Below are 20059 nucleotides of genomic sequence, written 5' to 3'. Positions count from 1 at the left end.
CCTAGCGCTTCTTGTTCGTCTTGCGGCGGCGGACGATGTACTTGTTCGAAGCCTTCTTCGGCGAACGCGTACGACCCTCCTTCTGACCCCACGGCGAGACCGGGTGGCGACCACCGGAAGTCTTGCCTTCACCACCACCGTGCGGGTGGTCGACCGGGTTCATCACGACACCACGCACGGTCGGGCGGACGCCCTTCCAGCGCATGCGGCCGGCCTTGCCCCAGTTGATGTTCGACTGCTCGGCGTTGCCGACCTCGCCGACGGTGGCGCGGCAGCGGACGTCGACCAGGCGGATCTCACCGGACGGCATACGCAGGTGGGCCATCGAGCCCTCCCGCGCCAGCAGCTGCACGGAGGCACCGGCCGAGCGGGCGAACTTCGCACCGCCGCCCGGACGCAGCTCGATCGCGTGGATCGTCGTACCCACGGGGATGTGGCGCAGCGGCAGGTTGTTGCCGGGCTTGATGTCGGCGCCGGGGCCGTTCTCAATCCGGTCACCCTGCGACAGGCCACGGGGCGCGATGATGTAGCGCTTCTCGCCGTCTGCGTAGTGCAGCAGCGCGATGCGCGCGGTGCGGTTGGGGTCGTACTCGATGTGCGCGACCTTGGCCGGCACGCCGTCCTTGTCGTGACGACGGAAGTCGATCACGCGGTAGGCGCGCTTGTGGCCACCACCCTGGTGGCGAACGGTCACACGACCGGCGTTGTTACGGCCGCCCTTGCTGTGCAGCGGGCGGACCAGCGACTTCTCCGGCGTGGACCGCGTGATCTCGACAAAGTCGGCGACGCTGGAGCCACGACGGCCCGGGGTCGTCGGCTTGTACTTGCGGATACCCATTTCTCAGTCCTCGTCCGATTCCGGACGACACGACCTCCGTCAGGAGGTCGGGCCGCCGAAGATGTCGATACGGTCGCCCTCGGCGAGGGTCACGATGGCGCGCTTGGTGTCGGCACGCTTGCCGAAACCGGTGCGGGTGCGCTTGCGCTTGCCCTGGCGGTTGATCGTGTTGACCCCGGAGACCTTGACCGAGAAGACCGCCTCGACGGCCTGCTTGATCTGGGTCTTGTTGGCACGCGGGTCGACGATGAACGTGTACTTGTTCTCGTCCAGCAGCGCGTAGCTCTTCTCGGAGACCACCGGCTTGACAAGAATGTCGCGCGGGTCCGAGAAGGTCTTGCTGGTGACGACGGCCTCAGTCATCAGGCGTCGCTCCCTTCGGTCTCAGCGTTCCGGCCGGACACGAAGGACTCCAGAGCGGCCGTGGTGAAGACCACGTCGTCGGAGACGAGCACGTCGTACGTGTTCAGCTGGCCCGGCTCCAGGATGTGCACCTGGGGCAGGTTGCGGGCGGACAGCCACGCGGCCTCGTCGGAGCGCTCGGCGACCAGGAGCAGGTTCTTCCGCTCGCTGACCTTGCCGAGGAGACCCTTGGCGGCCTTGGTGGAGATCGCGCCGTCGACCACGCCGGAGACGACGTGGATACGGCTGTTGCGCGCCCGGTCGGTGAGGGCACCGCGCAGGGCGGCGGCCTTCATCTTCTTGGGCGTCCGCTGCGAGTAGTCACGCGGCACGGGACCGTGCACGACGCCACCGCCGGCGAACTGCGGCGCACGGGTCGAACCCTGGCGCGCGCGGCCGGTGCCCTTCTGGCGGTACGGCTTCTTGCCACCGCCGCGGACCTCGCCACGGGTCTTGGTCTTGTGCGTGCCCTGACGGGCCGCGGCCAGCTGCGCGACAACGACCTGGTGGATCAGCGGAACGCTGACCTTCGCGTCGAAGATCTCCGCGGGGAGCTCGACGGTCCCGGCCTTGTCGCCTGCCGGCGAAAGGATGTCAATGGTGCTCATCGGTTACCTCAGGCCCCCTTGGCCGCGGTACGGACCAGGACGAGGCCGCCGTTCGGACCAGGAACTGCGCCCTTGATGAGCAGCAGACCCTTCTCCGCGTCAACGGCATGGACGGTCAGGTTCTGGGTGGTGACCCGCTCGTTGCCCATACGACCGGCCATCCGCATGCCCTTGAACACGCGGCCCGGGGTGGCGCAGCCACCGATGGAGCCCGGCTTGCGGTGCACGCGGTGGGCACCGTGGGAAGCCTTGCCGCCGTGGAAGCCGTGACGCTTCATGACGCCGGCGAAGCCCTTGCCCTTGCTCTTGCCGGTCACGTCCACCTTGACGCCGGACTCGAAGGTCTCAGCGGTCAGCTCCTGGCCGAGGGTGTACTCACCGGCGTCGGTGGTACGGACCTCGACGAGGTGACGGCGGGGGGTGACGTCGGCCTTCGCGAAGTGGCCCTTGAGGGGCTTGTTCACCTTGCGCGGGTCGATCTCGCCGAAGGCGATCTGGACGGAGTCGTAGCCGTCCTGGTCATTGGTGCGCACCTGGGTAACGACACAGGGGCCGGCCTTCACCACGGTCACCGGAACGACACGGTTGTTGTCGTCCCAGACCTGGGTCATGCCGAGCTTCTCGCCCAGGATGCCCTTGATCTGCTTAGCCATCTCTTCCGCGCCTCTCAGAGCTTGATCTCGATGTCAACGCCGGCCGGAAGGTCCAGGCGCATCAGCGAGTCAACGGTCTTGGGCGTCGGGTCGAGGATGTCGATCAGGCGCTTGTGCGTGCGCATCTCGAAGTGCTCGCGCGAGTCCTTGTACTTGTGCGGCGACTTGATGACGCAGTACACGTTCTTCTCAGTGGGCAGCGGCACCGGGCCCGCGACCGACGCACCAGTGCGGGTCACCGTCTCGACGATCTTCTTCGCCGAGCTGTCGATGACCTCGTGGTCGTAGGCCTTGAGCCGGATGCGGATCTTCTGTCCCGCCATGGCTACTTCGTAGTCCTGTCTCTCGTAACGCTCTGGGACTCGGTGCGTACGCGTCCCGCCTCCGACCCACGCGGTCGGGCGTGTCGCACTCCCACCGGAGAAATTTCCATACGGAAATCCTTCGAGAAGGAGACGTGGGGGCGGAACACCCACCGAGCGCCTGGCTGAGGCACCCCGCTGACGCTTCCCGGAAGATTCCCGTACTTCCGCCCCTGATAAGAGACGACGAATACCTAGGACTCGCTTCCGGTCCCCCCGGCGGGAGGCGCGCAACATCGGCACTCAACCGAGCAACCTGGACAGTGTGCCACACGGCCGAGGGCCGAGGCCAATCGAGCCTTAGAGGCTATCCCACACAGCGATCACTTACACCTGCCGCCGCGCGGTCGGGCGCGTCATCCGCCCGCCGGCCGACCCGATTCCGGGCAGCGGAAAGCGCCCGCACGACCGAAGCCGTACGGGCGCTTCCGTGAGCCGAGGCTCGAATGCTCGCAGGAGCTACCGGGTTACCCCGATCAACGACTTACTTGTTGATCTTGGTGACCTGGCCGGCGCCGACGGTCCGGCCACCCTCACGGATGGCGAACTTCAGGCCCTCCTCCATGGCGACGGGCTGGATGAGCTCGACGCTCATCTCGGTGTTGTCGCCCGGCATGACCATCTCGGTGCCCTCGGGGAGGGTCACGACGCCGGTCACGTCCGTGGTGCGGAAGTAGAACTGCGGGCGGTAGTTGTTGAAGAACGGGGTGTGGCGGCCACCCTCGTCCTTCGACAGGATGTACGCCTGCGCCTCGAAGGAGGTGTGCGGCGTGACCGAGCCCGGCTTGATGATGACCTGGCCGCGCTCGACGTCCTCGCGCTTGATGCCGCGGAGCAGCAGACCGACGTTCTCACCGGCCTGGCCCTCGTCGAGCAGCTTGCGGAACATCTCGATGCCGGTGACCGTGGTGGTGGTCTTCTCCGGCTTGATGCCGATGATGTCGACGGTCTCGTTGACCTTGAGGACACCACGCTCGATACGACCGGTGACAACGGTGCCACGGCCGGTGATGGTGAAGACGTCCTCGATCGGCATCAGGAACGGCTTGTCGACGTCACGGTCCGGGGCGGGGATCGCCTCGTCGACGGCCTTCATCAGGTCCACGACGGACTTGCCCCACTCGGCGTCGCCCTCGAGCGCCTTCAGCGCCGAGACCTTGACGACCGGGACGTCGTCGCCCGGGAACTCGTACTCGGAGAGGAGCTCACGGACCTCGAGCTCGACGAGCTCCAGGATCTCCTCGTCGTCCACCATGTCGGCCTTGTTCAGGGCGACAACGATGTAGGGAACGCCGACCTGGCGGGCCAGGAGCACGTGCTCCTTGGTCTGCGGCATCGGGCCGTCGGTGGCGGCGACCACGAGGATGGCGCCGTCCATCTGCGCCGCACCCGTGATCATGTTCTTGATGTAGTCCGCGTGACCGGGGCAGTCGACGTGGGCGTAGTGACGGTTCTCCGTCTGGTACTCGACGTGCGCGATCGAGATCGTGATACCGCGCTGACGCTCCTCGGGAGCCTTGTCGATCTGGTCGAAGGCCGAGGCCTCGTTCAGGTCGGGGTACTCGTCGTGCAGCACCTTGGTAATGGCGGCCGTGAGGGTCGTCTTACCGTGGTCAATGTGACCGATGGTGCCGATGTTGACGTGCGGCTTAGTCCGCTCGAACTTCGCCTTCGCCACTGGGTCCTCCTGAAGTGGTTCTGTACGCCTTACTCATCGGCGCCAGGTGATCTTTGCTGGGATGCCGACCGCCGGGGCATTCCTCACGGATGCGGGGTTTGCCCCGGCAGACGGTGTCAAGCCTAAAGCGTGTTCCGGCTAACGGAGCTACTCGCCCTTGGCCTTCGCGATGATCTCCTCGGCGACGTTCCGGGGAACCTCGGCGTAGGAGTCGAACTGCATCGAGTAGCTTGCGCGACCCGAGGTCTTGCTGCGGAGGTCTCCGACGTAGCCGAACATCTCCGAAAGCGGAACCAGGCCCGTGACGAGCTTGGCGCCGGCGCGGTCCTCCATGGACTGGATCTGACCACGACGCGAGTTGATGTCGCCGATGACGTCACCCATGTAGTCCTCGGGCGTCGTCACCTCGACCTTCATCATCGGCTCCAGCAGGGCCGGGCTGGCCTTGCGGGCGGCCTCCTTGAAGGCCATCGAACCGGCGATCTTGAAGGCCATCTCGGAGGAGTCGACCTCGTGGAAGGCACCGTCGAGAAGGGTGACCTTGACGCCGGTCAGCGGGTAGCCGGCGAGCACGCCGAACTCCATGGCCTCCTGGCAGCCCGCGTCCACGGACGGGATGTACTCCCGCGGGATGCGGCCACCGGTGACCTTGTTCTCGAACTCGTACCCGTCGCCCTCGAGCGGGGCGATGGCGATCTGGACCTTCGCGAACTGACCGGAACCACCGGTCTGCTTCTTGTGCGTGTAGTCCAGCCGCTCCACCGGCTTGCGCAGCGTCTCGCGGTACGCGACCTGCGGCTTGCCGACGTTGGCCTCGACCCGGAACTCACGCTTCATACGGTCGACCAGCACGTCGAGGTGCAGCTCGCCCATACCCGCGATGATGGTCTGGCCGGTCTCCTCGTCGGTGTGCACCTGGAACGAGGGGTCTTCCTCGGCGAGACGCTGGATGGCGACACCCAGCTTCTCCTGGTCACCCTTGGACTTGGGCTCAATGGCGACCTGGATGACCGGAGCCGGGAACTCCATCGACTCGAGGATCACCGGGTTGGCCGCGTCGCAGAGGGTCTCACCGGTGGTGGTCTGCTTCAGACCCATGACGGCGACGATGTCACCGGCACCCACCGAGTCGATCTCCTCACGCTTGTTCGCGTGCATCCGGTAGATCTTGCCGATGCGTTCCTTCTTGCCCTTCACCGAGTTCTGCACCTGCGAGCCGGCCTCAAGGCGGCCCGAGTACACACGGATGAAGGTGAGCTTGCCCAGGTGCGGGTCGCTGGCGATCTTGAACGCCAGCGCCGCGAGCGGCTCGTCCTCGGAGGGCTTGCGGGCGACGACCGTCTCCGGGTCGTTGACCGCGTGGCCCTCGATGGCCTCGACGTCCAGCGGCGACGGCAGGTAACGGACCACGGCGTCGAGCAGGGGCTGCACGCCCTTGTTCTTGAACGCGGTACCGCAGAACACCGGGGTGACGGTGGTGTTCTCGGCCTTGCCGGCGGCGATGGTGATACGACGGATCGCGGCGTACAGCTGCTCCTCGGTGGGCTCCTGGCCCTCCAGGTACAGCTCCATGACCTCTTCGTCGTTCTCCGCGACGGCCTCGACGAGCTTGCCGCGGTACTCCTCGGCCAGCTCCAGCTTGTCGGCGGGGATGTCGAGGACGTCGTACATCTCGCCCTTGGCAGCCTCGGCGGAGTACACCAGGGCCTTCATGCGGACCAGGTCGATGACGCCCTGGAAGTCCGCCTCGGCACCGATCGGCAGCTGCATGACGATCGGCACCGCGCCCAGGCGGTCCACGATCATGTCGACGCAGCGCAGGAAGTCGGCGCCGGTGCGGTCGAGCTTGTTGACGAAGCAGATACGCGGCACGCCGTAGCGGTCCGCCTGACGCCAAACGGTCTCGGACTGGGGCTCAACGCCGGCCACACCGTCGAACACGGTCACAGCACCGTCGAGGACACGCAGGGAGCGCTCCACCTCGACGGTGAAGTCGACGTGACCCGGGGTGTCGATGATGTTGATCGTGTGGTCGACGTTTTCGAGCGGCCAGTGACAGGTGGTGGCAGCGGAGGTGATGGTGATACCACGCTCCTGCTCCTGCTCCATCCAGTCCATCGTGGCGGCGCCGTCGTGGACCTCACCGATCTTGTACGAGACACCGGTGTAGAACAGGATCCGCTCGGTGGTGGTCGTCTTGCCCGCGTCGATGTGGGCCATGATGCCGATGTTGCGCACCTTGGCCAGGTCAAGCGAAGTGGTAGCCATATCGGCTCAGTCTTCTCTCGGTCTCGATGGGGGTTGCGACTACCAGCGGTAGTGCGCGAAGGCCTTGTTGGACTCGGCCATCTTGTGCGTGTCCTCACGCTTCTTGACCGAAGCGCCGAGGCCGTTGGAGGCGTCGAGCAGTTCGTTCATGAGGCGCTCGGTCATGGTCTTCTCGCGACGGGCGCGGGAGTAGCCCACGAGCCAGCGGAGCGAGAGGGTGGCGGCGCGGCCGGGCTTGACCTCGACCGGGACCTGGTAGGTCGCGCCACCGACGCGGCGGGACTTGACCTCAAGGGTCGGCTTGATGTTCTCGAGCGCGCGCTTGAGCGTGATGACCGGGTCATTACCGGTCTTCTCGCGCAGACCCTCCATGGCGCCGTAAACGATGCGCTCAGCGGTGGAGCGCTTGCCGTTCAGCAGAACCTTGTTGATGAGGGAGGTCACCAGAGGAGAGCCGTAGACCGGGTCGATGATGACCGGGCGCTTCGGGGCGGGGCCCTTACGAGGCATTCTTACTTCTCCTTCTTGGCGCCGTAGCGGCTGCGAGCCTGCTTGCGGTTCTTGACGCCCTGCGTGTCGAGGGAGCCGCGGATGATCTTGTACCGAACACCCGGCAGGTCCTTCACACGGCCGCCACGCACGAGCACGATCGAGTGCTCCTGCAGGTTGTGGCCCTCACCCGGAATGTAAGCGGTGACCTCGATCCCGCTGGTCAGACGCACACGCGCGACCTTACGCAGGGCCGAGTTCGGCTTCTTCGGGGTGGTCGTGAACACACGCGTGCAGACGCCGCGGCGCTGGGGCGAACCCTCCAGTGCGGGCGTCTTGTTCTTCTCGACCTTGTCCTGCCGGCCCTTACGGACCAGCTGCTGGATCGTAGGCACTACTTCTCCGGTTTCTGTGTGCCGATCACGGTAAAGCTAACCTGGAACACGCACCGACCCACGAGGTCGGGTGTGTCGAACACTGCAGCACTTTCCGCGAGGCGGAAGACGGGCGCAGATTGCGGCGCGGCCGGTAGTGGCTTGCCCTACGGTTGAAGACACGCATGGCAGCCAGGGCACACCCCAGGCACAAGGTCTGAGCGTACCTACCTCACCGACTCCGGTCAAAACAAATGCCCCGCGCCCGACACGCCGGGTGCAACCGGACGGAGTGCTCATGCATCGTCACCCGAACGGTCGAATGGACGTCACCCGGACGTCACCCCGGCGGCCCACACGGACCGCCGCGACGGGTCAGCCGCCGTGGGAGACCAGCGCCACCATCATCATCAGGATGAACAGCGCCCAGCCGCCGATGCCCAGCCAGCCCAGGACCACGCCGGTCAGTGCCTGGCCCTCACCGCGCTCGCCGGTGCGGCGGATCTCCGCGCGCGCCTTGTGGCCGAGGATCACCGCGGGGATCGCGGTCACGCCCCACGTCACCGGCGTCAGGATGCCGCAGACCAGCGCGGCGGTGGCGGAGCTGTTGGTCTGCGGGATCACCGGCATCGGTGCGACCGGCATGAACGTCGCCGGCACCGGCCGCGGCTCGAACTGCGACTGCGCCACCGGGCCGGTCGGCAGATCGGCCACCAGCATCTGCAGCTCGGCATGGGTCTGCGCCTGGTAGGCCCGGCCGATCCGCTGCTCGTACTCCCCCTGCGCGAGCCGCCCCTCGGCGAACCCGGCCTTCAGCACGTCGACCGTACGCTCACGGTCGGCGTGCGAGGCGCGCATCGCCGGTGTCTGATGCGGCTGAGCGGGTTGCCCACCCTGCCAGGGCTGGAATGCCATGTGCGATCCTCCCCCGCTCGACAGTTGATCCCCATCTTCTCATCACAGACGCAGCAATGGGAGCGCGAGTTCCCCGGTCGGCGGCGTATCCGCCGGCAACGCCGCAGGGCGGCCACCCCTTACGGGATGACCGCCCTGCCGACGTCGTGCGAACCGGACCCTTACTGGTTGTACGGGCCGTAGTCGTAGTCCTCCAGCGGGACCGCCTGGCCGGAGCCGGTGCCGAAGGGCGAGTAGTCGATGTCGTCGTAACCGACGGCCGAGTACATCGCGGCCTTGGCCTCCTCGGTGGGCTCCACCCGGATGTTGCGGTAGCGGGACAGGCCCGTACCGGCCGGGATGAGCTTACCGATGATGACGTTCTCCTTGAGGCCGATGAGGCTGTCGGACTTGGCGTTGATCGCCGCATCCGTCAGGACTCGGGTCGTCTCCTGGAAGGAGGCGGCCGACAGCCAGGACTCCGTCGCCAGCGAGGCCTTGGTGATACCCATCAGCTGGGGACGGCCGGAGGCCGGGTGGCCGCCTTCCTTCACCACGCGACGGTTCTCGCCCTCGAACTTCGAGCGCTCCACCAGCTCGCCCGGCAGCAGCTCCGCGTCGCCGGACTCGATGATCGTCACGCGGCGCAGCATCTGCCGGATGATGATCTCGATGTGCTTGTCGTGGATCGCCACGCCCTGGCTGTTGTAGACCTTCTGGACCTCGCCGACGAGGTGGACCTGGACGGCACGCTGGCCGAGGATCCGCAGCACGTCATGCGGGTTGATCGCACCCAGGGTCAGCGGCTGGCCGACCTCGACGTGGTCGCCCTCGCCCACCAGCAGACGGGCGCGCTTGGAGACGCCGTACGCCGTCTCGTCGCTGCCGTCGTCCGGGGTGACGACAACCTTCTTGGTCTTCTCGGTCTCCTCGATGCGGACGCGGCCGGCCGCCTCCGAGATCGGGGCGACACCCTTGGGCGTACGGGCCTCGAAGAGCTCGACGACTCGCGGCAGACCCAGGGTGATGTCGTCACCGGCCACACCACCGGTGTGGAAGGTACGCATCGTCAGCTGGGTGCCGGGCTCACCGATGGACTGGGCGGCGATGATGCCGACCGCCTCACCGATGTCGACCAGCTTGCCGGTGGCCAGCGAACGGCCGTAGCAGTAGGCGCAGGTGCCGACCGCCGACTCACAGGTCAGGACCGAGCGGGTCTTGACCTCCTCGACGCCGTGCGCGACCAGCTGGTCGATGAGCACGTCGCCGAGGTCGACGTTGGCGGAGGCGATGACCTTGCCGTCGACGACGACGTCCTCGGCCAGCATCCGGGCGTAGACGCTCGACTCGACGTCGTCCGTCTTGCGCAGGCTGCCGTCGGCGCCGCGGGTCGCGATCTTCAGCTTGAGGCCGCGCTCGGTGCCGCAGTCCTCCTCGCGGATGATCACGTCCTGCGAGACGTCCACCAGACGACGGGTGAGGTAACCCGAGTCGGCGGTACGCAGGGCGGTGTCCGCCAGACCCTTACGGGCACCGTGCGTGGAGATGAAGTACTCCAGCACGGACAGACCCTCGCGGAACGAGGCCTTGATGGGACGCGGGATGGTCTCGTTCTTCGCGTTCGACACCAGACCACGCATACCGGCGATCTGCCGCATCTGCATCATGTTTCCTCGGGCACCCGAGTCAACCATCATGAAGATGGGGTTCGTCTTGGGGAAGTTCTCGTTCATCGCCTCGGCGACCTCGTTGGTCGCCTTAGTCCAGATGTTGATCAGTTCCTGAGTGCGCTCGTCCTTGGTGATCAGACCGCGCTCGTACTGCTTCTGGACCTTCTCGTCCTGGGCCTCGTAGCCCGCGACGATGCCCTTCTTGGCCTCCGGGACGACGATGTCCGAGACGGCGACGGTGACGCCGGAACGGGTCGCCCAGTGGAAGCCGGCCGCCTTCAGGTTGTCGAGCGTCGCCGCCACGATGACCTTGGGGTAGCGCTCGGCGAGGTCGTTGACGATCGCGGAGAGCTGCTTCTTGCCCACCGAGTAGTCGACGAACGGGTAGTCCTCGGGCAGCAGCTCGTTGAAGAGCGCGCGGCCCAGGGTCGTCCGCAGACGGAACGAGTCACCCTGCTGCCACTCCGGCTCGCCCTCCTCGGCGACCGGCGGGACGAAGCCCCGCGGCGGGATGGTGCCGATCGGGAAGCGGATGTCGACCTTCGCCTGGAGCGACAGCTCCTTGGCGTCGAACGCCATGATCGCCTCGGCGACCGAACCGAACGCCCGGCCCTCACCGATGACCTTGCGCTCCTCCTCGTCGGTGGTGAGGAAGAACAGGCCCAGCACCATGTCCTGGGTCGGCATGGTGACCGGACGGCCGTCGGCCGGCTTGAGGATGTTGTTCGAGGACAGCATCAGGATGCGGGCCTCGGCCTGCGCCTCCGCGGAGAGCGGCAGGTGGACGGCCATCTGGTCACCGTCGAAGTCCGCGTTGAACGCGGTGCAGACGAGCGGGTGGATCTGAATGGCCTTGCCCTCGACCAGCTGCGGCTCGAAGGCCTGGATGCCGAGGCGGTGCAGGGTGGGCGCACGGTTCAGCAGCACCGGGTGCTCGGCGATGACCTCTTCGAGGACGTCGTACACGACCGTGCGGCCGCGCTCGACCATCCGCTTCGCCGACTTGATGTTCTGCGCGTGGTTCAGGTCGACCAGGCGCTTCATCACGAACGGCTTGAAGAGCTCCAGCGCCATGGCCTTCGGCAGACCGCACTGGTGCAGCTTGAGCTGCGGGCCGACGACGATGACGGAACGCGCGGAGTAGTCCACGCGCTTACCGAGCAGGTTCTGACGGAAGCGGCCCTGCTTGCCCTTGAGCATGTCGGACAGCGACTTCAGCGGGCGGTTGCCGGGGCCCGTGACCGGGCGACCACGACGGCCGTTGTCGAAGAGCGCGTCGACGGCCTCCTGGAGCATGCGCTTCTCGTTGTTCACGATGATCTCGGGCGCACCGAGGTCGAGAAGCCGCTTCAGGCGGTTGTTGCGGTTGATCACACGGCGGTACAGGTCGTTGAGGTCGGAGGTCGCGAAGCGGCCACCGTCCAGCTGCACCATCGGACGCAGGTCCGGCGGGATGACCGGGATGCAGTCCAGCACCATGCCCTTGGGGCTGTTGCGGGTCTGCAGGAAGGCGGAGACGACCTTGAGGCGCTTGAGCGCACGGGTCTTCTTCTGGCCCTTGCCGGTACGGATGATCTCGCGGAGGCGCTCGGCCTCCTCGTCGAGGTCGAAGGTCTCCAGGCGCTTCTGCAGCGAGGCGGCGCCCATGGAACCGTCGAAGTACGTGCCGAAGCGGTCACGCAGCTCGCGGTAGAGCAGCTCGTCGCCCTCCAGGTCCTGGACCTTGAGGTTCTTGAAGCGGTTCCAGACCTCGTCGAGACGGTCGATCTCGCGCTGCGCACGGTCGCGCAGCTGCTTCATCTCACGCTCGGCGCCCTCGCGCACCTTGCGGCGCACGTCGGCCTTGGCGCCCTCGGCCTCCAGCTCGGCCAGGTCGGTCTCGAGCTTCTTGGCGCGGGCCTCCAGGTCGGAGTCGCGGCGCTGCTCGATCTGCTGACGCTCGACGGAGACGTGCGCCTCCAGCGAGGGCAGGTCGCGCGTACGGCGCTCCTCGTCGACCCAGGTGATCATGTAGGCGGCGAAGTAGATGACCTTTTCGAGGTCCTTCGGCGCGAGGTCCAGCAGGTAGCCCAGCCGGCTCGGCACGCCCTTGAAGTACCAGATGTGGGTCACGGGGGCGGCCAGCTCGATGTGGCCCATCCGCTCACGACGCACCTTGGCGCGAGTGACCTCGACGCCGCAGCGCTCGCAGATGATGCCCTTGAAGCGGACGCGCTTGTACTTACCGCAGTAGCACTCCCAGTCCCGGGTCGGACCGAAGATCTTCTCGCAGAAGAGTCCGTCCTTTTCGGGCTTGAGGGTGCGGTAGTTGATGGTCTCCGGCTTCTTGACCTCACCGTGCGACCACTGACGGATGTCGTCAGCGGTGGCGAGGCCGATCCGCAGCTCGTCGAAGAAGTTGACGTCGAGCACTGTCGTCAATCCCACCTTCGGGGGTTGCCCCGACAATTGTTGCTGTCAGGGACGAGTCTCAATCTTGGTCTGACGGGGTCCGGGGTTGGCCGGGGCCTCGCAGGGAGGCCCCGGCCAGACCCGTCAGACCTCTTCGACGCTGCTCGGCTCGCGCCGGGACAGGTCGATACCGAGCTCTTCCGCCGCGCGGAAGACGTCCTCGTCGGTGTCGCGCATCTCGATGGACATACCGTCCGAGGACAGCACCTCCACGTTCAGGCAGAGCGACTGCATTTCCTTGATGAGCACCTTGAAGGACTCGGGAATGCCGGGCTCGGGGATGTTCTCGCCCTTGACGATGGCCTCGTAGACCTTCACGCGGCCGGTGACGTCGTCGGACTTGATCGTGAGCAGCTCCTGGAGGGCGTATGCGGCGCCGTAAGCCTCCAGCGCCCACACCTCCATCTCACCGAAGCGCTGGCCACCGAACTGGGCCTTACCACCGAGCGGCTGCTGGGTGATCATCGAGTACGGACCGGTCGACCGGGCGTGCAGCTTGTCGTCGACCAGGTGGTGGAGCTTGAGGATGTACATGTACCCGACCGAGATCGGGTCCGGGAACGGCTCGCCGGAGCGGCCGTCGAACAGCTGGGCCTTGCCGGAGGACTTGACCATCCGCTCGCCGTCGCGGTTGGGGAGCGTCGAGTCGAAGAGACCCGCCAGCTCGTCCTCGCGCGCACCGTCGAAGACCGGGGTGGCGACGTTGGTGCGCGGCGCGACGTCGTCGGCGCCGATCGCCTGCAGCCGCTGCTGCCAGTCCTCGGAACCCTCGACCTTCCAGCCCTGGCTGGCGAGCCAGCCGAGGTGGATCTCCAGGACCTGTCCCGGGTTCATTCGGGACGGGACACCCAGCGGGTTGAGGATGATGTCGACCGGGGTGCCGTCCTCCAGGAACGGCATGTCCTCGACCGGCAGGATCTTCGAGATGACGCCCTTGTTGCCGTGACGGCCGGCGAGCTTGTCACCGTCGGTGATCTTGCGCTTCTGCGCGACGTAGACGCGGACCAGCTGGTTCACGCCCGGGGGCAGCTCGTCGCCCTCTTCGCGGTCGAAGACGCGGACGCCGATGACCTTGCCGATCTCACCGTGGGGCACCTTCAGCGAGGTGTCACGGACCTCGCGCGCCTTCTCACCGAAGATCGCGCGGAGCAGACGCTCCTCGGGGGTCAGCTCGGTCTCACCCTTGGGCGTGACCTTGCCGACGAGGATGTCGCCGGCGACGACCTCGGCACCGATGCGGATGATGCCGCGCTCGTCGAGGTCGGAGAGGACCTCTTCGGAGACGTTCGGGATGTCCCGGGTGATCTCCTCCGGGCCGAGCTTGGTGTCACGGGCGTCGACCTCGTGCTCCTCGATGTGGATCGAGGAGAGGACGTCGTCCTGCACGAGGCGCTGCGACAGGATGATCGCGTCCTCGTAGTTGTGACCCTCCCACGGCATGAACGCCACGAGCAGGTTCTTGCCGAGGGCCATCTCGCCCTCTTCGGTGGACGGACCGTCGGCGAGGACCTGGCCCTCGATCACCCGCGCGCCCTCGTCCACGACGACCTTCTGGTTGAAGGAGGTGCCCTGGTTGGAGCGGGTGAACTTGGCGACGCGGTACGTGGTGTACGTGCCGTCGTCGTTGGCGACGGTGATGTAGTCCGCGGAGACCTCCTGGACCACACCGTCCTTCTCCGCCTTGATGACGTCGCCGGCGTCGACCGCGCAGCGGTACTCCATGCCGGTGCCGACCAGCGGCGACTCCGCCTTGATCAGCGGAACGGCCTGGCGCATCATGTTCGATCCCATGAGCGCGCGGTTGGCGTCGTCGTGCTCCAGGAACGGAATCATGGCGGTCGCGGCCGACACCATCTGGCGCGGCGAGACGTCCATGAAGTCCACCTCGTCGGCGGGGACGAGGTCGACCTCGCCGCCACGGCGGCGGACCAGGACACGCTGCTCGGCGAAGCGCATGTCGTCGGTCAGCTTCGCGTTGGCCTGGGCGATCAGGAAGCGGTCCTCCTCATCCGCGGTGAGGTAGTCCACCTCCTCCGTGACCTGGCCGTCGACGACCTTGCGGTACGGCGTCTCGATGAAGCCGAAGACGTTGACCCGGCCGTACGAGGCGAGCGAACCGATCAGACCGATGTTCGGGCCTTCGGGCGTCTCGATCGGGCACATGCGGCCGTAGTGCGAGGGGTGCACGTCACGGACGTCCAGACCGGCCCGCTCACGGGAGAGACCGCCGGGGCCCAGCGCGGACAGACGGCGCTTGTGGGTCAGGCCCGACAGCGGGTTCGTCTGGTCCATGAACTGCGACAGCTGGCTGGTGCCGAAGAACTCCTTGATGGAGGCGACGACCGGCCGGATGTTGATCAGGGTCTGCGGCGTGATCGCCTCGACGTCCTGGGTGGTCATGCGCTCACGCACGACGCGCTCCATACGGGCGAGACCCGTACGGACCTGGTTCTGGATCAGCTCGCCGACGTTGCGCAGACGGCGGTTGCCGAAGTGGTCGATGTCGTCGGTCTCGACGACGATCGTCCGGCCCGACTCGCCCATCGTCTCGGTCTCACCGGCGTGCAGCTTCACCAGGTACTTGATCGTGGCGATGATGTCGTCGGTGGTCAGCACGCCGGCGTCGAGCGGCTCGTCGCCACCGAGCTTCTTGTTGACCTTGTAGCGGCCGACCTTCGCGAGGTCGTAGCGCTTGGGGTTGAAGTAGAGGTTCTCCAGCAGCGTCTGCGCGGCCTCACGGGTCGGCGGCTCGCCCGGACGCAGCTTGCGGTAGATGTCGAGCAGCGCGTCGTCCTGGCCCTGGGTGTGGTCCTTCTCCAGGGTGGCGCGCATGGACTCGTACTCGCCGAACTCCTCAAGGATCTGCTCGGTCGTCCAACCGAGGGCCTTGAGCAGCACGGTCACGGACTGCTTGCGCTTGCGGTCGATGCGCACACCGACCATGTCGCGCTTGTCGATCTCCAGCTCCAGCCAGGCACCACGGGAGGGGATGACCTTGGCGGAGAAGATGTCCTTGTCGGACGTCTTGTCGATGGAGCTGTCGAAGTAGACGCCCGGCGAGCGGACCAGCTGCGAGACGACGACACGCTCGGTGCCGTTGATGCAGAAGGTGCCCTTGTTGGTCATGAGCGGGAAGTCGCCCATGAAGACCGTCTGGGACTTGATCTCGCCGGTCTCGTTGTTGGTGAACTCGGCGGTGACGAAGAGCGGAGCCGCGTACGTGAAGTCGCGCTCCTTGCACTCGTCGATGCTGTTCTTCGGGGGCTCGAAGCGGTGGTCGCGGAACGTCAGCGACATCGACCCGGAGAAGTCCTCGATCGGGGAGATCTCTTCGAAGATCTCTTCCAGACCGGACTTGGTGGGAACTTCCTGCCCACTCTCCAGCGCAGCCTCGACGCGACCCTTCCATGCGGCGTTGCCGAGCAGCCAGTCGAAGCTTTCGGTCTGCAGCGCAAGGAGGTTCGGAACCCCGAGGGGCTCCTTGATCTTCGCAAAGGAGATGCGCAGCGGGGCGGTGCTGTCGCCGTTGTTCGTATTGGCAGTCGAGGCGTTGCGCGAGGCGGCCAAGAGGGGGTCCTTCCGAGGGCTCGGACTCACTACGCGCGTACCGGCCCCGAGAGGAACAGACTGAGGGAAAGCCCAGGTCAGGGCCGCTCAATCAGTGATGTTCGACTTCGGGTATGCCCCTGGTGACGGGCAGGGAGCAGCTAACAGGCAGCGCAAAGGGTCAGTGTAGCCACTTGGCCCACTGATGTCCAGAGCGAGTTTCCGGAAGACCGGTTCAACGCCGTGATACCGCTCTTCTCCCTCCGGGAGGTGGCACCTCCGCACCGGAGGAGCTCCTCGTTGTTCTGCTGTGCGTTCAATGCCCTGCGCCTGCCGAAAGCCCCGCGCCTGTGGCGCACCTCGATGCTTCCCTCTTCGCCTGCGATCCATGCCTCGGAGCCAGGACCGCTTCTGCATCGCGTCCCGAGAATTGCGCGCCGCGTGCGGTTCGTCAAGGCCCCCCGCCCCGGCGGGAACGTCACACGGCCGACGTCCGGACAACGAAGATCACCATACTCGCACGTCGCGCGGGGCGCCGCAGCCGTGGCGAGCACGCCGAAGGGCGACCACCCGCTTGGGTGATCGCCCTTCGCTGGTCCAGCTACGCCGCAGGGGCGCTCAGGACGTGAGTCGGAGACTCAGTGAGGTCACTTGACCTCGACCGAGGCGCCGGCGCCCTTGAGGGCCTCGGCGGCCTTGTCGGCGGCAGCCTTGTCGACCTTCTCCAGGACCGGCTTCGGGGTGCCGTCCACGAGGTCCTTGGCCTCCTTCAGACCCAGGGAGGTCAGCTCACGCACGACCTTGATGACCTGGATCTTCTTGTCGCCGGCACCGGTGAGGATGACGTCGAACTCGTCCTGCTCCTCGGCGGCGGCAGCGTCGCCACCGGCGGCGGCGCCACCGGCAACGACGACCGGCGCGGCAGCGGCGGCGGTGACGTCGAACTTCTCCTCGAACGCCTTCACGAACTCGGAGAGCTCGATGAGGGTCATCTCCTCGAACTGCGCGAGCAGGTCTTCCTGGCTGAGCTTCGCCATGGTGGCGGTCCTTCCACTAATTCGGCTGGTGCCGGATGTACATGTGAGGCGGGCGTACGTCGGGCCCGCTGTGGCCGCTTCGCCTAGGCACGCCTAGACGGAAGCCGCCAATGTGCGAGCCGAATTACTCGGCACCGCCCTGCTCGGCCTGCTGGGCACGGAGCGCGTCCACGGTGCGGACGAGCTTCGACGGCAGCGCCTGGAAGACAGAGGCAGCCTGCGACTGCTTGCCCTTCATGGCACCGGCCAGCTTGCTGAGCAGAACCTCGCGGGACTCGAGGTCCGCAAGCTTCTTGATGTCATCGGCGGACAGTGCCTTCCCTTCGAAGACACCACCCTTGATGACGAGGTTCTGGTTCTCCTTGGCGAAGTCACGAAGACCCTTCGCCGCCTCGACCGGGTCACCGGTGACGAAGGCGACGGCCGTCGAGCCCTGAAGGTGCTCGTCCAGCACGGAGATCCCGGCCTCGTGGGCCGCGATCTTGGTCAGCGTGTTCTTCACCACACGGTACTGAGCGTTGTCACCGAGCGAACGGCGCAGATCCTTGATCTGCGCGACGGTAAGTCCGGTGTACGCGGTGACGACAGCAGCGTTGGAGTTGCGGAACTTGTCCGTGATCTCCTCGACAGCTACGACCTTGTCGGGACTTGCCATGAGCCTCGGCCTCCTTCCGGGTGATGAGGACCGCGCAGAAGGGGCTGGGCAAAACAAACGCCCCGGCGCAGGCGCACGGGGCGTGACTCGACCGGACGACGGAGCGTTCGGGAGTTCATCCACACATACCTGCGCAGGCCGTCCGCAGCTAGCGGATCCTTCGGCCACCACGCGCCCCGGAAAGGACGCGCAGAGACAACCAGCGGTCTTTGGCTTCCTGGGTACGGTACGCGAACGGCCCACGCTCAGGCAAATCCGCCGCGAGGGGCGCCGCAACGCCCCTCGCCTGCGGTTCCGCTCCTCGGTCAGACGCCGGGAGCGGTCATCGTCTGGCTCGCCGGCGGCGGCTCGACGGAGACCTTGGTGCCGTAGTCGGAGTAGAACGCCGTCGCGTCGGTGGGCATCTTGCCGGCGACGTGCTCCTCCTTCTTCACCAGGAGGTTGTCGCCGTCGATCCAGAGGTCGAGCTTCTCGCTCTTCGCGCCGCCCTGCTCCAGCTGCTTCTGGACGGCGTCGCGGATCTCCTTGCCGAGGTTCTTGCTCAGGTCGGCCATGGAGACGGTGCCGGTGTAGTGCGTCGCCTCGACGCCGTTGATCTTCTCCTTGCCGACGACCTTGGCCGTGCCGGAGGCGATCAGGACCTCGATCGGCTGGCTCGGGTTGGCGTTGTCGAGGACGTCCTTGACCGCCGTGCCGGACGCGCCCATCTGCTTCGACAGCGCCTCGTAGGAGTACTTGACCCAGGGCTTGCCGCCGGCGCCGGGCATCGCGGAGCCCATGTTCATGTAGACGGCGTCCTGGGTGTAGAGCGCCTTTACCGGCTTGCCGCCGGCGGGGCTCTTGGCGCCGGTCAGGGTGTTCTCGACGTTCATCTGCATGCCCTGCGACCAGTCGAGACCGCCCTTGGTGGTCTGCTTGAACCGGCCGCTGGCGGTGGTGGTCTCCGTCGAGCCGTCGAACTTCGCGGAGTTCTTGGCCGCGGTGGCCTCCTTGGCCGCCTTCAGGGCGTCCATCGGGCTCTGGGCCGCCTTGTCACCGCCCGCCGCGTCACCGCCTCCGCCGCCGCTGGACGCCTTCGAGCCGTCGTTACAGGCGCTGAGACCGCCCACCAGCAGAACAACCCCCGCCACCGCGGCGGTGATTCGCGTGCTACGCATCTGAGGCTCCCCCTTGGATCGCTGTGCGAGTGCGGTGGTGACTCTAATGCAGCCCACCGACACCCGACGCAACAGGCCCCGTCGTCCGGATTCCGGACGACGGGGCCTGCGTCATGCTGCGCGCGCTAGAGCACGTCGATCACCGAGATCAGACGGCCTCTTCCTCGACGAGGAGGTTGCGGGTGCGGTTGGCGTCCAGCGGGATGCCGGGGCCCATCGTGGTGGTGATGGTCGCCTTCTTGATGTAGCGGCCCTTCGCGGCGGACGGCTTGAGACGGTTGATCTCCTCAAGCGCCGCGGCGTAGTTCTCCACCAGCTTGGTCTCGTCGAAGGAGACCTTGCCGATGATGAAGTGGAGGTTCGCGTGCTTGTCCACGCGGAACTCGATCTTGCCGCCCTTGATGTCGGTGACAGCCTTGGCGACGTCCGGGGTGACGGTGCCGGTCTTCGGGTTCGGCATCAGACCACGGGGACCGAGCACACGGCCGAGGCGGCCGACCTTGCCCATGAGGTCCGGGGTGGCGACGACGGCGTCGAAGTCCAGACGGCCCTTGGAGACCTCGTCGATCAGTTCGTCGGAGCCGACGATGTCGGCGCCCGCGGCTTCCGCGGCCGCAGCACGGTCGCCGGTCGCGAAGACCAGGACCCGGGCGGTCTTACCGGTGCCGTGCGGAAGGTTCACGGTGCCGCGGACCATCTGGTCGGCCTTGCGCGGGTCAACGCCCAGACGCATGGCGACCTCGACGGTCGCGTCGAACTTGGCGGACGAGGTGTCCTTGGCGAGACGGACGGCCTCGAGCGGGGCGTACAGACGCTCCCGGTCGATCTTCGCGTCCGCGTTGCGAAGAGTCTTGCTGCGCTTCACTGCTGCTCCTGAACAGGTGCGACCGTGCGGCTTTCACCGCGCGGAGGATGGAGTCGTGGTGCGGGCCAGCGCCTGGCCCTGCCACGGGTGGCGACTACGCCGGTACGAGCTG

General features: G+C 66.6%; 16 protein-coding genes. All 16 read right to left on the bottom strand.

Annotated features, from left to right (window positions below):
• Position 1: 1 nt before the first annotated feature.
• The 16 genes from rplB to rplA all read right to left on the bottom strand — a co-directional run bounded on the left by rplB (position 2) and on the right by rplA (position 19947).
• Positions 2-838 carry a 50S ribosomal protein L2 gene (rplB, locus tag ABT345_RS06605; RefSeq protein ID WP_030283452.1) on the bottom strand — a complete coding sequence of 279 codons (837 nt, stop codon included), beginning with the start codon at positions 836-838 and terminating at the stop codon, positions 2-4.
• A 39-nt stretch (positions 839-877) separates the two neighbouring features.
• Complete coding sequence (rplW, locus tag ABT345_RS06600; RefSeq protein WP_345088327.1) at positions 878-1201, bottom strand: 50S ribosomal protein L23; 324 nt, start codon at positions 1199-1201, stop codon at positions 878-880.
• Positions 1201-1848 (bottom strand): 50S ribosomal protein L4, encoded by a 648-nt coding sequence (rplD, locus tag ABT345_RS06595; protein ID WP_345088329.1) that lies wholly within the window; start codon positions 1846-1848, stop codon positions 1201-1203. The genes rplW and rplD overlap by 1 nt, the downstream gene beginning before the upstream one ends.
• An 8-nt stretch (positions 1849-1856) precedes the next feature.
• Complete coding sequence (gene rplC, locus ABT345_RS06590; RefSeq protein ID WP_030283457.1) at positions 1857-2501, bottom strand: 50S ribosomal protein L3; 645 nt, start codon at positions 2499-2501, stop codon at positions 1857-1859.
• Between the two features lie 14 nt (positions 2502-2515).
• Positions 2516-2824, bottom strand: coding sequence for a 30S ribosomal protein S10 (gene rpsJ / locus ABT345_RS06585; RefSeq protein WP_003948644.1), 309 nt, complete (start codon positions 2822-2824; stop codon positions 2516-2518).
• A gap of 523 nt (positions 2825-3347) precedes the next feature.
• On the bottom strand, positions 3348-4541 hold the full coding sequence (gene tuf / locus ABT345_RS06580) for an elongation factor Tu (RefSeq protein ID WP_030283459.1): 1194 nt from the start codon (positions 4539-4541) through the stop codon (positions 3348-3350).
• A gap of 147 nt (positions 4542-4688) precedes the next feature.
• Positions 4689-6809: an elongation factor G gene (gene fusA / locus ABT345_RS06575; protein WP_345088333.1), complete on the bottom strand. Its 2121-nt coding sequence runs from the start codon at positions 6807-6809 to the stop codon at positions 4689-4691.
• A gap of 39 nt (positions 6810-6848) precedes the next feature.
• Complete coding sequence (rpsG, locus tag ABT345_RS06570; RefSeq protein WP_004571813.1) at positions 6849-7319, bottom strand: 30S ribosomal protein S7; 471 nt, start codon at positions 7317-7319, stop codon at positions 6849-6851.
• Between the two features lie 2 nt (positions 7320-7321).
• Positions 7322-7693 (bottom strand): 30S ribosomal protein S12, encoded by a 372-nt coding sequence (gene rpsL / locus ABT345_RS06565; RefSeq protein WP_003948652.1) that lies wholly within the window; start codon positions 7691-7693, stop codon positions 7322-7324.
• Positions 7694-8047: 354 nt separating this feature from the next.
• Complete coding sequence (locus tag ABT345_RS06560) at positions 8048-8587, bottom strand: DUF1707 and DUF4190 domain-containing protein (protein WP_386460884.1); 540 nt, start codon at positions 8585-8587, stop codon at positions 8048-8050.
• 161 nt (positions 8588-8748) lie between these two features.
• Complete coding sequence (locus ABT345_RS06555; protein WP_345088627.1) at positions 8749-12648, bottom strand: DNA-directed RNA polymerase subunit beta'; 3900 nt, start codon at positions 12646-12648, stop codon at positions 8749-8751.
• A 123-nt stretch (positions 12649-12771) separates the two neighbouring features.
• Positions 12772-16254: a DNA-directed RNA polymerase subunit beta gene (gene rpoB / locus ABT345_RS06550; protein WP_345088336.1), complete on the bottom strand. Its 3483-nt coding sequence runs from the start codon at positions 16252-16254 to the stop codon at positions 12772-12774.
• 626 nt (positions 16255-16880) lie between these two features.
• Positions 16881-17270 (bottom strand): 50S ribosomal protein L7/L12, encoded by a 390-nt coding sequence (gene rplL, locus ABT345_RS06545; protein ID WP_030283468.1) that lies wholly within the window; start codon positions 17268-17270, stop codon positions 16881-16883.
• A 124-nt stretch (positions 17271-17394) separates the two neighbouring features.
• Positions 17395-17925 (bottom strand): 50S ribosomal protein L10, encoded by a 531-nt coding sequence (rplJ, locus tag ABT345_RS06540; protein WP_030283469.1) that lies wholly within the window; start codon positions 17923-17925, stop codon positions 17395-17397.
• Positions 17926-18230: 305 nt separating this feature from the next.
• Complete coding sequence (locus ABT345_RS06535; RefSeq protein ID WP_345088340.1) at positions 18231-19082, bottom strand: SCO4651 family lipoprotein; 852 nt, start codon at positions 19080-19082, stop codon at positions 18231-18233.
• A 148-nt stretch (positions 19083-19230) separates the two neighbouring features.
• Positions 19231-19947, bottom strand: coding sequence for a 50S ribosomal protein L1 (gene rplA / locus ABT345_RS06530; RefSeq protein ID WP_345088342.1), 717 nt, complete (start codon positions 19945-19947; stop codon positions 19231-19233).
• Positions 19948-20059: the final 112 nt, after the last annotated feature.

Origin of the sequence: Streptomyces sp. NPDC000404, assembly GCF_040300365.1 — a bacterium.
GTDB lineage: Bacteria > Actinomycetota > Actinomycetes > Streptomycetales > Streptomycetaceae > Streptomyces > Streptomyces ramulosus.
Note: the sequence above shows the minus strand (reverse complement) of the source record. Positions and strands in the feature narration are given on the sequence as shown.

Excerpts from the sequence above, each read along its gene's own strand:
- fusA (WP_345088333.1), bottom strand. The coding sequence starts at position 6,809 with ATGGCTACCACTTCGCTTGACCTGGCCAAGGTGCGCAACATCGGCATC.
- rplD (WP_345088329.1), bottom strand. The coding sequence starts at position 1,848 with ATGAGCACCATTGACATCCTTTCGCCGGCAGGCGACAAGGCCGGGACC.
- ABT345_RS06535 (WP_345088340.1), bottom strand. The coding sequence starts at position 19,082 with ATGCGTAGCACGCGAATCACCGCCGCGGTGGCGGGGGTTGTTCTGCTG.
- rplL (WP_030283468.1), bottom strand. The coding sequence starts at position 17,270 with ATGGCGAAGCTCAGCCAGGAAGACCTGCTCGCGCAGTTCGAGGAGATG.
- ABT345_RS06560 (WP_386460884.1), bottom strand. The coding sequence starts at position 8,587 with ATGGCATTCCAGCCCTGGCAGGGTGGGCAACCCGCTCAGCCGCATCAG.
- rplC (WP_030283457.1), bottom strand. The coding sequence starts at position 2,501 with ATGGCTAAGCAGATCAAGGGCATCCTGGGCGAGAAGCTCGGCATGACC.
- rplB (WP_030283452.1), bottom strand. The coding sequence starts at position 838 with ATGGGTATCCGCAAGTACAAGCCGACGACCCCGGGCCGTCGTGGCTCC.
- rplW (WP_345088327.1), bottom strand. The coding sequence starts at position 1,201 with ATGACTGAGGCCGTCGTCACCAGCAAGACCTTCTCGGACCCGCGCGAC.
- rpsG (WP_004571813.1), bottom strand. The coding sequence starts at position 7,319 with ATGCCTCGTAAGGGCCCCGCCCCGAAGCGCCCGGTCATCATCGACCCG.
- rplJ (WP_030283469.1), bottom strand. The coding sequence starts at position 17,925 with ATGGCAAGTCCCGACAAGGTCGTAGCTGTCGAGGAGATCACGGACAAG.
- rpsJ (WP_003948644.1), bottom strand. The coding sequence starts at position 2,824 with ATGGCGGGACAGAAGATCCGCATCCGGCTCAAGGCCTACGACCACGAG.